This window comes from Aurantibacter aestuarii (genome assembly GCF_003008425.1).
GTDB classification, from domain to species: Bacteria; Bacteroidota; Bacteroidia; order Flavobacteriales; family Flavobacteriaceae; genus Aurantibacter; species Aurantibacter aestuarii.
On record NZ_PXOQ01000015.1, the window covers coordinates 40,956 to 54,950 of the forward strand.

Here is a 13,995-nt window from a genome sequence, read left to right on the forward strand (position 1 = left end):
AAATGAAACTAAAAAGAAAACTAAAAACTGTTCTATTAATAGACGATTCGGAATCTGATAATTTTTATCACAAAAGAAAAATTACTAAGCTTGGAATAAGTGATAATATTAAAGTAACCTATAGTGGGGAAGAAGCTCTTGAATATTTAATTACAGAATTAAATGGAGAATACCCACAGCCAACTTTAATATTTTTAGATATTAATATGCCAGGAATGAATGGTTGGGAATTTTTAGAACATTACGAAAAATTAGACATTGCCCATAAAGGTGAAATAGTCCTAACCATGTTAAGCAACAGTCAGGATCCTCGCGATATTAATAAAACGAGTCAGTATAAAAGTCTTAAGGGGTATTACAGTAAACCATTGCAAGATGATTATTTAGAAGCCATTATTTTAAAGCATTTCCCAGACTATGTAGAGGATTAAAACAGAAAAAACCAGGTGAAAACCTGGTTTTTTCTGTTTTTAAAATAAAAGCTTTATAGCCTGTAGCGTTCAGCTTCACCTTTATTATTTACAATTTCTATTATTAGAGGTTCGTTAACAGCTCTGTTTTCTACAATAGCTCTAACGTCTTCTATAGTATTTATCTTAACATTGTTTATTTTAGTAATAATGTGACCTTCATTTATACCATAATATTGTTTTAAGGTACGTTCATTATTTCTATCTAAGTCCGAAATCTTTACGCCATAACTTAATTTGAATTTTTGTAAATCTTCTTTTTTAGCATTTCTTAAAACACCTATTTGCTCTAAAACATAAGCGTTACTTTTGGTTAAAGTAACATCAACAGTCTTTGTATTTCCGTCTCTGGTGTAAGTAACATTAACAACATCTTTAGGACTTTTAGTAGACAAGTAGCCAAATAAATCACTAAATTTTGTAATTTTTACATTATCAATTTTTTTAATAATATCACCTTCTTTTAAACCTGCATTTTTAGCTCCAGAGTCATCTTCTACTTGGCTAACGTAAAATCCTTCAGTAAATCTTACATTTAAATCATCTGCTGTTTTGCTAGTTAAAATGCCTCCAGAAATACCTAAAATACCATTCTGAACATTTCCAAACTCCATGATATCTTGCACAACTTTTTTTGCAATATTACTTGGTACAGCAAATGAATAGCCAATGTAAGAACCTGTTTGAGATGAAATAGCTGTGTTAATACCTATTAAATCTCCATTGGTGTTTACCAAAGCTCCTCCAGAATTCCCAGGGTTTACAGCTGCATCTGTTTGGATAAAAGATTGACTATTGTTTCCAGATAAATCTCTAGATTTTGCACTTACAATACCAGCAGTAACTGTTGAGGTTAAATTAAATGGATTACCAACAGCTAAAACCCATTCGCCAATTTTAACAGAATCACTATCTGCAAAAGTGGTATAAGGTAGTTCCTCATTTGCATTTATTTTTAAAAGGGCAATGTCTGTCTTAGCATCTGTTCCAATAATTTCTGCATTATAAGTTTTGTTATTATTTAAAGTTACACTAAGCTGTTCGCTGCCTTCAATAACATGGTTATTTGTAATTATATAACCATCTGGAGAAATAATTACACCACTTCCAGTCCCTAGTTGTTTTCTAGTGGGCATTCTTCCATACATTAAATCTGCAAGAGTTGGATTTCCTGTACTCATCGTAACATTTTTAACGTGTACAACAGTATGTATTGTTTTTTCTGCGGCAATTGTAAAATCTGTTTGTTCTAAAGCACTCAGGTTTGAGTTGTAATTGGTTTTTACTAAAGGAGTAGTGTCTTTGTTTTCTGTTATATAAACAGGTATGTCTTTTTCAAAAAAGGTTTTGTAGCTTCCTAGCGCAATAGCGCCACCTAATACCGAAACTAAAACCAAGCTTAATAATTTTTTCATTGTTTTGATAGTTTTGAGTTATTAGTTTAACGATTAAAATTAATTATTTATTGAGGCTTTATTATAACTTTAACGCCTATTTAACATCAATAAATAACCTTATATTTGTGTTCTAAAAAAACAAAAAATGTTGCAGACATTCTATAAATATCAAGGCGCCGGAAACGATTTTGTTTTAATAGATAACAGGTTAAAAGTATTTTCCAAAAATGATACCAAACTTATCTCGAAAATATGTGACAGACGATTTGGTGTTGGAGCAGACGGTTTAATACTTTTAGAAGATACGGATCAAGCCGATTTTAAAATGGTGTATTTTAATTCTGATGGAAGAGAAAGTACCATGTGTGGAAATGGTGGTAGGTGTATTGTTGCTTTTGCAAAATTCCTTAAAATTATAAAATCAGAAACTGTGTTTGTAGCAGTAGATGGAATGCATAAAGCTAGTATTAAAAATGACATTGTGTCTTTGGGAATGATAGATGTAAACCAAATTAGACAGCAAGACGATTACATGTTTTTAGATACAGGATCTCCGCACCATGTAGTTTTTGTAGACGATGTAGAACAAATAGATGTAAAAAAACAGGGCAGTGCTATTCGTTATTCCGATTTGTATATTTCTCAAGGAGGAAGTAATATTAACTTTGTAACACAAATCAATTCAGATACTTTTAAAGTGAGAACTTATGAGCGCGGGGTGGAAGATGAAACACTAGCTTGTGGAACAGGTGTAACAGCAGTAGCAATTGCGGCACATAAAAGTAATTTAACAACTACACAGCAGGTGCAATTAAAGGTTAAAGGTGGAGATTTAAGTGTCTCTTTTGATGAAAATGAAAATATTTATACTAACATATATTTAAATGGTCCTGCGGTTCAGGTTTTCAAAGGTGAATTTTTATGCGAACATTAAAAAGTGAACATTGTTATTTAAGAGCATTAGAGCCAGAGGACTTAGATTTTATATACGATATAGAAAATGACGAATCGGTTTGGGAAGTTAGTAATACAATTACACCATATTCTCGTTTTTTAATCCAAGAGTACTTAGATAATGCGCATAAGGATATTTTTGAAGTGAAGCAGCTTCGTCTGGTTATTTGCGATAATAGCGACAGAACTGTGGGCTTAATAGACTTGTTTGATTTTGATCCGCATCATAAACGCGCTGGAGTTGGGGTTTTAATTTATGACGAAAGTAGTCGAGCTAAAGGTTTTGGTAAAGCAGCACTCCAAATGATTATAGATTACAGTTTTAAACAGCTTAATTTACATCAGTTATTTTGCAATATTTCAGAAGAAAACACGTCTAGCATTAAACTTTTTGAACAATTTAATTTTCAACGTATCGGTACTAAAAAAGACTGGATATGTATTAATAATATTTATAAAGACGAATATTTATATCAACTAATTAATCATGTATATTAAAAAAATCTTATTGGCAATTGCCTTAATTGGTCTTGTTATAGCCGGTTACTGTTCTTATTATGTTTATAACACTATGTTTCAGCCTAACACAAGTTTTAATAATGAAGAAGCTTATGTTTTAATCTCTAAGAATGATACTTACGAAGATGTAAAGCTTCAGATAGAGCCTTTACTGAAAGATATAAAGACTTTTGATGCTTTAGCAGAGCAAAAGAAATATAAATATAATGTAAAATCAGGACGTTATATTATACGAAAAGGGATGAATAATAACGACATTATTAACTCTATTCGTAGTAAAAATATGCCTTTAAATATTTCATTTAATAATCAAGAACGTTTAGAGAATTTAGCAGGTCGGTTAGCTCAACAATTAGATGTTGATAGTTTAGAGCTTTTAACGGTTATGGAAGATCCAAAATTTTTGGCTAAACATAATTTTACAAATGAAACAGCGATTAGTATGTATGTGCCTAATAGTTACGAGTTTTTCTGGAATAGCTCAGCAGAAACTATAAGAAGTCGTATGCTAAAAGAATATGAAGCATTTTGGACTCCATCAAGATTAAAAAATGCGAAAGCTATAAATTTATCAAAAAATGAAGTGGTTGCATTAGCTAGTATTGTTCATAAAGAAACCGCTAAAGTAGACGAACGACCACGAGTTGCAGGAGTTTATTTAAATCGCTTGCGTTTGGGTATGCCGCTTCAAGCAGATCCTACAGTCATTTACGCTAAAAAGAAAGAAGCTAATAATTTTGATATGGTTATAAAGCGAGTGCTTTATAAAGACCTTGAAATAGATTCACCTTACAACACCTATAAATATGGCGGATTACCACCAGGACCTATTACCATGCCAGATGTCTCTGCTGTTGATGCAGTTTTAAACGCGGAAAAACACGACTATTTGTATTTTGTTGCTAACGTAGAAAATTTTGGATACCATAAGTTTGCTAAAACTCTAGCACAGCATAACCGTAATAAGAATGAATATGTACGTTGGATAAATAAAATGGGTATAAATCGATAAACTTGAAATATTATAAATTTCTAATTCTCTGTTGTGCTTTTCAATTAAGTTGGTCTCAAACTGGTTTAAATTCATTTTTAAAACCAAGTGATTCATTACACAAAGGACGTTTTAAAGCAGTTTTAGTTACTGAAGGTTCTTTAGTTGGAGTAAGCTTAATTGGTTTAAACCAGCTTTGGTACGCCAATTATCCAAAAAGTAAATTCCATACCATAAATGATAGTGATGAGTGGTTGCAAATGGATAAGTTAGGTCATACCTTTTCAGCTTATCAACTTAGCCGATTGGGAGCTCAAAGTTTTGAGTGGGCAGGAGCTAATAAAAATAAGCAACTAGTTTATGGTGCTAGTTTAAGTTTAGGCTTTTTAACTGCTGTAGAAGTTATGGATGGTTTTTCTGCAGAGTGGGGTTTTTCATGGTCGGATATGGCAGCAAATGTTTCTGGAGCAGGACTATTTGTAGGACAAGAATTGCTTTGGAAGGAGCAGCGAATCAAGTTAAAATACTCATTTCATAGAACAAGATTTGCACCACAAAGACCAAACAAGCTTGGGAATGGTTTGAATGAGGAGTTTTTAAAAGATTATAATGGTCAAACCTATTGGCTTTCTATAAATCCTCATTCGTTTTTTAAGCAAAGTAATTTGCCCAAATGGTTGAATGTAGCCGTAGGTTATGGAGCAAGTGGTATGCTTTCCGGAAGAAGTGAAACATTACCACATATAAATCAAAATAGGTTTAGACAGTTTTATTTAAGTTTTGATGTAGATTTAGAACGTATTGAAACCCAATCTGCTTTTCTTAAAACACTCTTTTCAGTCATTAATGTTGTAAAAGTACCATTACCAACTTTGGAATTTACCAATGATAGCAGGCTAAAATGGCATGCTTTTTATTTTTAACTTTTACTTAACTATCTGATAATCAATATTTCATAATTTTGCGTATATTTGCACGCTCAAATTTAAGTTTTACTTAAAGATTAAGGTTATGAAAAAAAATACATTACAGTTTATAGTATTAAGTATTACAATTATTGGTTTAATATATGTTTCGGTACAAACTAAACCACAATTTGTAAGTACCCAAGACAATGAAATGGCTTTTTATTCAACAAAAGACATGTTATTAGATTATAATTTATGTCGAGAATATAATGACAGCAGAGAGGAGAATGTTAAAGCATATTCACCTAAGTTGGGGAAATCTTTAATAGCTTTTAAAGAAGCATTAGGATTTAAAGAGTCTAGAGGGAATTATTTTATTGTTAATGAATTTGGTTATTTAGGAAAATACCAATTTGGATTAACTACATTACAAGCTTTAGGGATAACAGATCCGACTGTGTTTTTAAAAACACCTAAACTACAGGAAGAGGCTTTTTATGCTTTTACAGCACGTAATAAGTGGATATTAAGACATGATATTAAGCGGTTTGCGGGTAAAACCATAAATGGTGTTAAAGTTACTGAATCTGGAATACTTGCAGCAGCCCATCTTGGTGGTGCGGGTAGCGTAAAAAAATGGCTAAGAAGTTATGGAGCTCAAGGTTTTAGTGATGCTTTTGGATCTTCTATTAAACATTATATGAAACGATTTTCTGGTTTTGATACTTCTAAAATAGAAGCAAATAGAAAAGCTCAAGTTAAGTTAAAAGCTTAATTAATAAATATTTAAAAAAAATGCCTCAAATTTTTGGGGCATTTTTTTGTAACAAACTTATTTTTTTATCGTCTTATAAATAAATCCAATTATTATGAAAGAAGATAAACAACTATTAGTATTAACTCATTTAAGTCAGTTAATAATTTTAATTACAGGCTTTGGAAGTTTAATCGTGCCTTTAATTATTTGGCTTACACAAAAAGATAAGGTTTACCAATTAGACCAACAAGCTAAGGAAATTATAAATTTCCAAATAAGTCTAATTATTTATGTGCTTTTGTGCATTCCACTTATTTTACTTTTCGGATTAGGTCTTTTAGGGTTTATTGTTTTGGGAATTAGTTCTATTATTTTTCCGATTATAAACGCTATGAAGGTTAATAATGATGAAACACCAAATTATCCATTTGTATTTACAATTCTTAAGTAAATTATAGGCATAAAAAAGCTCCTCAATATTGAGGAGCTTTTTAAGAGCCGATGGAGGGACTCGAACCCACGACCTGCTGATTACAAATCAGCTGCTCTAGCCAGCTGAGCTACATCGGCAAAACGGTTGCAAATTTAAAATGTTTTTTAATATCTGCAACATTTTTTTTAATTATTTTAATGCATTTATTCGGTCAATTAATCCGCGACCTTTTTCTTCAAGTTCATTTTTAATAGCTTTGAAGTGTGCTTTCTTGTTTTCTACAGATTTATCGTTTACTTTAACAATTAAATCATCAAAAATTACGATAGCATCATCAATAATTGCCTCGCTTTCTTTAGTACTTTTTTCAGTGTTGGTGTATTCCCATACATAAACTGCTTCAATAATATCACCTAATACGTAATTAATGTCTTTTTTTAATTCTCTTTTATTAGCCATAAATAGTCAAAATTTTATTAGTGCAAAAGTAATTTTTATTTATAAATTATAATCTTATTTTCCTGCGTATTTTACAAAATTTCTTGGAGTTTCAAATAAAGTCACTTCTAAGTCTAATTGTTGATCTAATTTAGCCTTAAGTTTATTGTAAATAACAACTACTATATTTTCTGCGGTTGGATTTAAATCTTTAAACTCAGGAACATCTAAATTTAAGTTTTTATGATCAAAAGCGTCTTCAATTTCACTTTTAATATAATCTTTTAAAACTTTTACATCAATAACAAAACCTGTCTCAGGATCAATTTCTCCAGTCACGCTGGCAATTAATTCATAATTATGACCATGATAATTTGGATTATTACATAACCCAAATACAGCGTCGTTTTTTTGGTCAGACCAATCTTTGCGATACAGTCTGTGTGCAGCATTAAAATGTGCGCGTCTACTAACGGTTACTTTCATCGGTAATGTTTATATAATCGTAAAATTTATCAAAAATGATTTTAAACCAAGCGGTATAAATTTCAGGATTTGTATTTATATCTTTTTTTACTTCGTCTAAGCTTACCCATTTATAGGCGTGAGCTTCTTCCTTATTTAATTTTGGTTCTTCATTGTAGTGACCTAATAGAATATGGTCAAATTCATGTTCCGTTAAGCCATTATCAAAAGGTGCTTTATATATAAATGAGATGGTGTCTCTTAAATCTGTAGTAAACCCCATTTCTTCCTGTAAACGTCTTGTGCCAGCTTCTATATTGCTTTCTCCTTCTCTTTGATGACTACAACAAGTGTTGGTCCATAATCCTGGAGAGTGGTATTTGGTTAATGCACGTTGTTGTAACATTAATTCATTTTTGTCATTAAAAATAAAAACAGAAAAAGCTCTATGTAATAATGCTTTTTCATGTGCTTCCATTTTAGGCATTAAACCAATCTGTTCGTCAAGTTCGTTAACCAAGATAACTTGTTCTTCTTTCATAAAATTTATTTCAAAGCAAATTTAATAAATCATTAAGGGTATTGTATTACAATTTAAAACAAATTATAATTAAATAAAAAAGCATCGAATGGTCGATGCTTTTCTGTTTTGACTAATTAATTATTTACGCTTTTTTAGCAACAACATCAATTTTAAGTTCTACATCATCTTTAATCATTTTATCGCCTAAAGCTTTAGCATCCATAACAGATCCTGAATTATAATTGATGTCCCACTTTGTTCTATCAATTTTAAAAGTGTCGCTTGTAATCATAACCATATCATTTTCCATATTTACATTTGCTGGAAAAGTAACATTTTTAGTAATTCCTTTTAAGGTTAAGTTACCACTAATAGTACTGTTTTCAACACTAGTAATTTCAAAGGTAGCAGTATCATGTACTTCCGCATTAAAAAAGTCTGGGCTTAATAAATGCCCAACTAGTTTTCCGTTTGCTTCATCTTCAGCAGGAATATCTGTACATTTTAAAGATTTAATGTCAAATACAAATTTACCACCTACTAACTTGTCATCTTTTATTTGAGCCATACCATTTGCTAAATTTATAGTTCCTTCATGACCACCAACAATTTTATTGGCTTTCCAAATTACCATAGACTTATCTGCAACAGCATTATAGTCTGCAGTCATCGCAACTTCTTCAACCATTTGTTCTTCTGTGGTTTCAGCTTCTTTGACATTGTCTTTACACGACGTGAATACAGCTGTAATAGCTAAAATAGTCACAATATTTAATAGTTGTTTTTTCATTTTTTTAATGTTTTATGTTTGATACCAAAAGTAAATACACAAAGCTGAAATTATCTAAAAAAAAACTTAAAATTTATTCTGTGACATTTTGACATTTTAATATAAATGGCAGTACTTTTGCAAATTAAAATTCGATTAAACAAATCATTTGGATTTATGAGTACTAATAAAGAAGAAAAAGCAATTGAAGATCAACTAGAAGAGGTTTTAAATGAAGTTGAAAATCAAGAGGAAAATATAAAAAAAGAAGCGGAAACAACTGAAGAAACACTTAGTCCTGAAGAACAGTTGCAGATGGATTTAGATAAAGAAAAAGATAAATTTTTAAGACTGTTTGCAGAATTTGAAAATTATAAAAGACGAACTAGCAAAGAACGCATCGAGTTGTTTAAAACCGCTAGTCAGGATGTTATGATCTCGATGTTACCAGTTTTAGACGACTTTGAACGTGCTTTGATGCATATTGAGGATGATAAAGAAGCAGAAGAGCTACGTAAAGGAGTGGTTTTAATTTATCAAAAATTATTAAAAACATTAGAGCAAAAAGGTCTGGAAGCTATTAAAGTAGAAGCAGGCGATGTTTTTAATGCCGATAACCATGAAGCTATAACACAAATACCTGCCCCGACAGATGATATGAAAGGGAAAATTATAGATGTGGTTGAAAAAGGGTACAAGCTTGGAGAAAAAGTAATTCGTTTTCCTAAAGTGGTTATAGGACAATAATACATTAAACTTATTTCGATGAAGAAAGATTATTATGACATATTAGGTATTAGTAAAGGCGCTACACCTGCTGAAATTAAAAAAGCTTATCGTAAAAAAGCTATAGAATTTCATCCTGATAAAAATCCTGATGATGCTGAAGCAGAAACTAAATTTAAAGAAGCTGCTGAAGCTTATGAGGTTTTAAGCGATGAAAACAAGAAGGCAAGATACGATCAGTTCGGCCATCAAGCATTTGAAGGTGGACAAGGCGGCTTTGGTGGTGGCGGAATGAATATGGATGATATCTTCAGTCAATTTGGTGATATATTTGGTGGTGGCTTTGGTGGCGGTTTCTCTGGCTTTGGAGGCGGACAAAGACAACGAACCGTTAAAGGAAGTAACCTTAGAGTTAGAGTTAGTTTAACATTGGAAGAGGTTGCTAAAGGAGTAGAAAAAAAGCTTAAAGTAAAACGAAAAGTTCAAGCAAAAGGTACAACATATAAAACATGTACAACTTGTAACGGTGCTGGTCAGGTAACTAAAATCCAAAACACAATCCTTGGTCGTATGCAAACGGCAGCTCCTTGTCATACTTGTCAAGGTGCAGGACAGATAATTGATAAAAAACCAGCAAATGCAGATACACAAGGTTTAATAACTGAGGAAGAAACTATTTCAGTTAAAATACCTGCAGGTGTAGTAGATGGCATGCAATTAAAAGTATCCGGAAAAGGAAATGCTGCGCCAGGAAATGGTATTTCTGGAGATTTATTAGTGGTTATACAAGAACAGGAACATCCAAAGCTACAACGAGAAGGAGATAATTTACATTACGATTTATATGTGAGTTTGCCAGATGCAGTTTTAGGAGCATCACAAGAAATAGAAACCGTTACTGGAAAAGTAAGAATTAAAATAGAACAAGGCTTACAGTCTGGTAAAATTTTGCGCTTAAAAGGTAAAGGTATTCCTAGTATTAATGGTTATGGACAAGGAGACCTTTTAGTTCATGTTAATGTTTGGACACCAAAAACATTAAGCAAAGAGCAAAAAGAGTTTTTTGAAAGTATGAGAGAAGACGAGCATTTTTCTCCAAAACCAGAACAATCGGACAAATCATTTTTTGAAAAAGTAAAAGATATGTTTTCTTAAAAACATTAAAAATATACCGTAATACGTTAAAATTTAGGTTTTGTTTAACTTTTTAGGCATGATTTATACCTTGTTTGATAAAAAATAGTATATTTGAATATCATTAGATAACACTAATGGTAATTTTTCTTTTTCATAGCAATTTTTTCCCATCCTTAATTTTTTTAAGGGTGGGTTTTGTTTTTTGGATGTGTTTGTAACAATAATTTTGTTAAAATACACTTCAATTAAATTGTATTAAATTATTCATAATAGTAAATCGTTACATTTTAACATTTTCTATATTTACGAACTAATCATCCAAACCCCATAATGAATAAATTACTTCAAGTTAAAGAAGTTTCTAAGACTTTTGGAAATTATACAGCTTTAAATAATGTGTCTTTATCCATAGATAAAGGGCAAATATTTGGGCTGCTTGGACCTAATGGAGCAGGGAAAACGACTTTAATTAGAATTATAAATCAAATTACTATGCCCGACTCGGGCGAGGTTTTTTTAGATGGCGAAAGTTTAAAACCTCACCATATTAGAAATATAGGTTATTTGCCAGAAGAACGAGGATTATATAAATCCATGAAAGTTGGTGAGCAAGCCATTTATCTAGCTCAATTAAAAGGACTTAGTAAAACAGAAGCGAAAAAGCGCTTAAAAATATGGTTTGAACGATTAGAAATCGGAGACTGGTGGGACAAGAAAATTCAAGAGTTGTCAAAAGGTATGGCACAAAAGATACAGTTTATTGTAACTGTGTTACACGAGCCTAAGCTTTTAATTTTTGATGAGCCCTTTTCAGGTTTTGACCCTGTAAATGCAAATCTTATAAAAGATCAAATCCTGCGCTTGCGTGAAGATGGCGCTACAATTATTTTCTCCACACATAGAATGGAATCTGTTGAGGAATTGTGCGATGATATAGCTTTATTACATAAGTCTAATAAGTTAATAGATGGAAATCTATTAGATATAAAGCGTCAATACAAAACCAATACCTTTCAAGTTGGAATAAATCCTACTAATTCCTATAATGAGTTAGATTTTCACTCTAAGTTTAATGTAAACGATGCCCATTTTAAGACTTTAAATGAAGAGTTAAAATTTAGTGTTCAATTACAGCATAACCAATCGGCTAACGATTTATTGCAGTATTTAATTTCTATAGGAGAAGTTTCATATTTTAAGGAGCAGATACCTTCTGCTAATGATATATTTATTCAAACGGTAAATCAAAGTTAAATGAACCATTTGCCACTTATTATAAAAAGAGAATATCTAACAAAAGTTAGAAATAAGTCATTTATAATTATGACAGTTTTGAGTCCATTATTGTTTATTGGATTATTTACTGTTGTTGCTTTTCTTTCACAGGTAAATAATGATAAGGTTAAAGATATTTCAGTTTTGGATCAAACGGGTTTATTTTCAAGTGATTTTAAATCTAATGATACTTATAAATACCATCAATTAAATAATGCAGAACTTTCTATAGCTAAAGATCTTACAAAATCTTCAGATTATTACGGTTTATTAGTTATTTCAAATTTAAATGAAAATCAAACCAATGTCCAGTTTTTTTCGGATGATACACCAAGTATTAGTGTTATTTCAGACTTGGAGCGTTTAATTGAAAAAAAATTAACTCAACTAAATTATACAAAAAGAGCTATTGATATTTCAGCCATAAAGGATTCTCAAGTCAATATTACCATTGCTCAAGAGAATTTTTCTGGTCAAAAATCTTCTAAAATTGAAGGCTTTTTAAAACTTGGTTTTGGAGGTGCAGCAGGATATTTATTATTCATGTTTATAATCATTTATGGAAACATGATTATGAGAAGCGTTATTGAAGAAAAGACAAGTCGTATTATCGAAGTTATTATTTCTTCAGTTAAACCAACTCAATTATTATTAGGTAAAATTATAGGAACTTCTTTAGCGGGTATTACACAATTTGTAATCTGGATAGGTCTAGGTTCTGTACTATTGGTTTTAGTGTCGGCTATTTTTAATATAGATTTTTCGCAAACTCAAGCTCCTCAACAGGTTTTAGCAAATCAGGCCATGCAAAATAACGATGTTCAAATGCAGGTCGGAGAGGTTATGACAGCATTTTATCATTTGCCTTTAGCTAATTTAGTTATTGCTTTTTTATTATTTTTTATATCTGGTTATCTACTTTATAGTTCTATTTACGCATCTATTGGTGCAGCTGTAGATAATGAAACCGATACGCAGCAGTTTATGCTTCCGGTGTTATTACCACTAATTTTAGCGGTTTACATTGGGTTTTTTACGGTTATAGAGAATCCGCACGGAACTGTATCTACTATATTTTCGTTTATACCTTTTACGTCACCTGTAGTCATGCTTATGCGTATTCCATTTGGCGTTCCAATGTGGCAGCAAATTTTGTCTTTGTTAATTGTAATCGGAACCTTTTTAGTAATGGTTTGGTTTGCAGCAAAAATTTACAGAATAGGGATTTTAATGTATGGTAAAAAACCAAGTTATAAAGAATTAGTTAAGTGGATTAAATATTAATTATGCAGGAAAAAGTTGTTGAAAAATTAGAGGAGAAAGTAGAAGTAATAGGTGAAACTATTGCTGAAAGTTCTTTATGGACTAAGTTTTCTGAAGTAATGAGTAAAGAATATTATTTTACAGATAAGATCTCAATAACCCTTTGGAATGTAGTTTTATTAGTTACAGTCATATTTATTGCTTCAATAGTTTTAAAAGTTGTTTACAGACTTATAACTAAAAGCTTGCCAGAAGAAGACAAAGATAAATTTGGAGTCGTTTATGGTTATTTTAGATGGTTAATATATCTTATTATATTTCTTGGAACATTGCATTCCATAGGAATCTCTGTAACCGCAGTTTTTGCTGCTTCTGCAGCATTATTAATAGGTATTGGTCTAGCTTTGCAAACTTTGTTTCAAGATATTATATCTGGGGTTTTTATATTAGTAGACCAATCTGTTCATGTAGGTGATATTATAGAAATTGAAGATAAGGTTGGACGCGTTATAGAAATTAAGTTAAGAACTACCAGAGCAGTTACTATAGATAATAAGGTTCTAGTTATACCAAACCATTTATACTTAACCAATAGTCTGTATAATTGGACTCAAAACGGTACATTAACTCGTGAAAGTGTTGAGGTTGGTGTGGCTTATGGTAGCGATGTGCAATTGGTAAAAAAATTGTTGTTGCAAGCTGCTAATGAGCAGGAAGATGTTATCGCAGTACCAGAGCCTACTGTGTTTTTTACCAATTTTGGTGATAGCTCTTTAGATTTTAAATTGGTATTTACTATAGACGATAGTTTTCAGGCCAATAACCCAAAAAGTGATATTAGATTTAAAATAGATAAACTTTTTAGAGAACATAATGTAACTATTCCTTTCCCACAAAGAGATGTTCATGTATTTCAAACTAAAAACTTTAATAACGACTTAACTAAAGATTAATCAACCCCAAACTTCAA

17 protein-coding genes and 1 tRNA gene are annotated in these 13,995 nt (G+C 31.2%); 12 read left to right on the forward strand and 6 right to left on the reverse strand.

Annotated features, from left to right (window positions below):
- Positions 1-2: 2 nt before the first annotated feature.
- A complete protein-coding gene (locus tag C7H52_RS11410) occupies positions 3-431 on the forward strand; it encodes a response regulator (RefSeq protein ID WP_106464036.1) in 429 nt (142 codons plus the stop codon).
- Between the two features lie 53 nt (positions 432-484).
- On the opposite strand, the gene C7H52_RS11415 is transcribed toward C7H52_RS11410, so the two are convergent.
- Positions 485-1,885: a S1C family serine protease gene (locus C7H52_RS11415; protein WP_106464037.1), complete on the reverse strand. Its 1,401-nt coding sequence runs from the start codon at positions 1,883-1,885 to the stop codon at positions 485-487.
- A 127-nt stretch (positions 1,886-2,012) separates the two neighbouring features.
- On the opposite strand from C7H52_RS11415, the gene dapF reads away from it, so the two are divergent.
- The 6 genes from dapF (at position 2,013) to C7H52_RS11445 (ending at position 6,447) form a co-directional block, all read left to right on the forward strand.
- Entirely contained in the window at positions 2,013-2,801 is a 789-nt protein-coding gene (gene dapF, locus C7H52_RS11420; RefSeq protein WP_106464038.1) for a diaminopimelate epimerase, read from the forward strand.
- Positions 2,789-3,319, forward strand: a complete 531-nt coding sequence (locus tag C7H52_RS11425; protein WP_106464039.1) for a GNAT family N-acetyltransferase — start codon at positions 2,789-2,791, stop codon at positions 3,317-3,319. Before dapF ends, C7H52_RS11425 begins: the two co-directional genes overlap by 13 nt.
- A complete protein-coding gene (mltG, locus tag C7H52_RS11430; RefSeq protein WP_106464040.1) occupies positions 3,309-4,352 on the forward strand; it encodes an endolytic transglycosylase MltG in 1,044 nt (347 codons plus the stop codon). The genes C7H52_RS11425 and mltG overlap by 11 nt, the downstream gene beginning before the upstream one ends.
- Positions 4,349-5,254 (forward strand): DUF2279 domain-containing protein, encoded by a 906-nt coding sequence (locus C7H52_RS11435; protein WP_394336021.1) that lies wholly within the window; start codon positions 4,349-4,351, stop codon positions 5,252-5,254. The genes mltG and C7H52_RS11435 overlap by 4 nt, the downstream gene beginning before the upstream one ends.
- Before the next feature lie 88 nt (positions 5,255-5,342).
- Positions 5,343-6,014 (forward strand): peptidoglycan-binding protein LysM, encoded by a 672-nt coding sequence (locus C7H52_RS11440; protein WP_106464042.1) that lies wholly within the window; start codon positions 5,343-5,345, stop codon positions 6,012-6,014.
- Between the two features lie 94 nt (positions 6,015-6,108).
- Positions 6,109-6,447, forward strand: coding sequence for a DUF4870 domain-containing protein (locus C7H52_RS11445; RefSeq protein ID WP_106464043.1), 339 nt, complete (start codon positions 6,109-6,111; stop codon positions 6,445-6,447).
- Positions 6,448-6,492: 45 nt separating this feature from the next.
- Here C7H52_RS11445 and C7H52_RS11450 read toward each other — a convergent pair.
- From C7H52_RS11450 to C7H52_RS11470, 5 genes are all read right to left on the reverse strand, one after another.
- Positions 6,493-6,566 (reverse strand) — tRNA-Thr (locus C7H52_RS11450).
- A 52-nt stretch (positions 6,567-6,618) separates the two neighbouring features.
- Complete coding sequence (locus C7H52_RS11455) at positions 6,619-6,888, reverse strand: hypothetical protein (protein ID WP_106464044.1); 270 nt, start codon at positions 6,886-6,888, stop codon at positions 6,619-6,621.
- 54 nt (positions 6,889-6,942) lie between these two features.
- Positions 6,943-7,353, reverse strand: coding sequence for a 6-pyruvoyl trahydropterin synthase family protein (locus C7H52_RS11460; protein ID WP_106464045.1), 411 nt, complete (start codon positions 7,351-7,353; stop codon positions 6,943-6,945).
- Complete coding sequence (gene idi / locus C7H52_RS11465; RefSeq protein ID WP_106464046.1) at positions 7,337-7,873, reverse strand: isopentenyl-diphosphate Delta-isomerase; 537 nt, start codon at positions 7,871-7,873, stop codon at positions 7,337-7,339. The genes C7H52_RS11460 and idi overlap by 17 nt, the downstream gene beginning before the upstream one ends.
- Before the next feature lie 124 nt (positions 7,874-7,997).
- Complete coding sequence (locus tag C7H52_RS11470; RefSeq protein WP_106464047.1) at positions 7,998-8,645, reverse strand: YceI family protein; 648 nt, start codon at positions 8,643-8,645, stop codon at positions 7,998-8,000.
- A gap of 156 nt (positions 8,646-8,801) precedes the next feature.
- Here C7H52_RS11470 and C7H52_RS11475 point away from each other — a divergent pair, with 156 nt between their 5' ends.
- The 5 genes from C7H52_RS11475 (at position 8,802) to C7H52_RS11495 (ending at position 13,978) form a co-directional block, all read left to right on the forward strand.
- Positions 8,802-9,371 carry a nucleotide exchange factor GrpE gene (locus tag C7H52_RS11475; RefSeq protein ID WP_106464048.1) on the forward strand — a complete coding sequence of 190 codons (570 nt, stop codon included), beginning with the start codon at positions 8,802-8,804 and terminating at the stop codon, positions 9,369-9,371.
- Between the two features lie 18 nt (positions 9,372-9,389).
- Entirely contained in the window at positions 9,390-10,505 is a 1,116-nt protein-coding gene (gene dnaJ, locus C7H52_RS11480) for a molecular chaperone DnaJ (protein ID WP_106464049.1), read from the forward strand.
- A 312-nt stretch (positions 10,506-10,817) separates the two neighbouring features.
- The gene (locus C7H52_RS11485) at positions 10,818-11,741 is read left to right on the forward strand and encodes an ABC transporter ATP-binding protein (RefSeq protein ID WP_106464050.1); all 924 of its coding nucleotides are present in this window, start codon (positions 10,818-10,820) and stop codon (positions 11,739-11,741) included.
- Entirely contained in the window at positions 11,742-13,046 is a 1,305-nt protein-coding gene (locus tag C7H52_RS11490) for an ABC transporter permease (RefSeq protein WP_106464051.1), read from the forward strand.
- Positions 13,047-13,048: 2 nt separating this feature from the next.
- Positions 13,049-13,978, forward strand: coding sequence for a mechanosensitive ion channel family protein (locus C7H52_RS11495; RefSeq protein ID WP_106464052.1), 930 nt, complete (start codon positions 13,049-13,051; stop codon positions 13,976-13,978).
- Positions 13,979-13,995: the final 17 nt, after the last annotated feature.

Coding starts and splice junctions, on each gene's coding strand:
- C7H52_RS11490 (WP_106464051.1), top strand. CDS start 11,742: ATGAACCATTTGCCACTTATTATAAAAAGAGAATATCTAACAAAAGTT.
- dnaJ (WP_106464049.1), top strand. CDS start 9,390: ATGAAGAAAGATTATTATGACATATTAGGTATTAGTAAAGGCGCTACA.
- C7H52_RS11425 (WP_106464039.1), top strand. CDS start 2,789: ATGCGAACATTAAAAAGTGAACATTGTTATTTAAGAGCATTAGAGCCA.
- idi (WP_106464046.1), bottom strand. CDS start 7,873: ATGAAAGAAGAACAAGTTATCTTGGTTAACGAACTTGACGAACAGATT.
- C7H52_RS11440 (WP_106464042.1), top strand. CDS start 5,343: ATGAAAAAAAATACATTACAGTTTATAGTATTAAGTATTACAATTATT.
- dapF (WP_106464038.1), top strand. CDS start 2,013: ATGTTGCAGACATTCTATAAATATCAAGGCGCCGGAAACGATTTTGTT.
- mltG (WP_106464040.1), top strand. CDS start 3,309: ATGTATATTAAAAAAATCTTATTGGCAATTGCCTTAATTGGTCTTGTT.
- C7H52_RS11460 (WP_106464045.1), bottom strand. CDS start 7,353: ATGAAAGTAACCGTTAGTAGACGCGCACATTTTAATGCTGCACACAGA.
- C7H52_RS11410 (WP_106464036.1), top strand. CDS start 3: ATGAAACTAAAAAGAAAACTAAAAACTGTTCTATTAATAGACGATTCG.
- C7H52_RS11445 (WP_106464043.1), top strand. CDS start 6,109: ATGAAAGAAGATAAACAACTATTAGTATTAACTCATTTAAGTCAGTTA.
- C7H52_RS11455 (WP_106464044.1), bottom strand. CDS start 6,888: ATGGCTAATAAAAGAGAATTAAAAAAAGACATTAATTACGTATTAGGT.
- C7H52_RS11415 (WP_106464037.1), bottom strand. CDS start 1,885: ATGAAAAAATTATTAAGCTTGGTTTTAGTTTCGGTATTAGGTGGCGCT.
- C7H52_RS11470 (WP_106464047.1), bottom strand. CDS start 8,645: ATGAAAAAACAACTATTAAATATTGTGACTATTTTAGCTATTACAGCT.
- C7H52_RS11495 (WP_106464052.1), top strand. CDS start 13,049: ATGCAGGAAAAAGTTGTTGAAAAATTAGAGGAGAAAGTAGAAGTAATA.
- C7H52_RS11485 (WP_106464050.1), top strand. CDS start 10,818: ATGAATAAATTACTTCAAGTTAAAGAAGTTTCTAAGACTTTTGGAAAT.
- C7H52_RS11475 (WP_106464048.1), top strand. CDS start 8,802: ATGAGTACTAATAAAGAAGAAAAAGCAATTGAAGATCAACTAGAAGAG.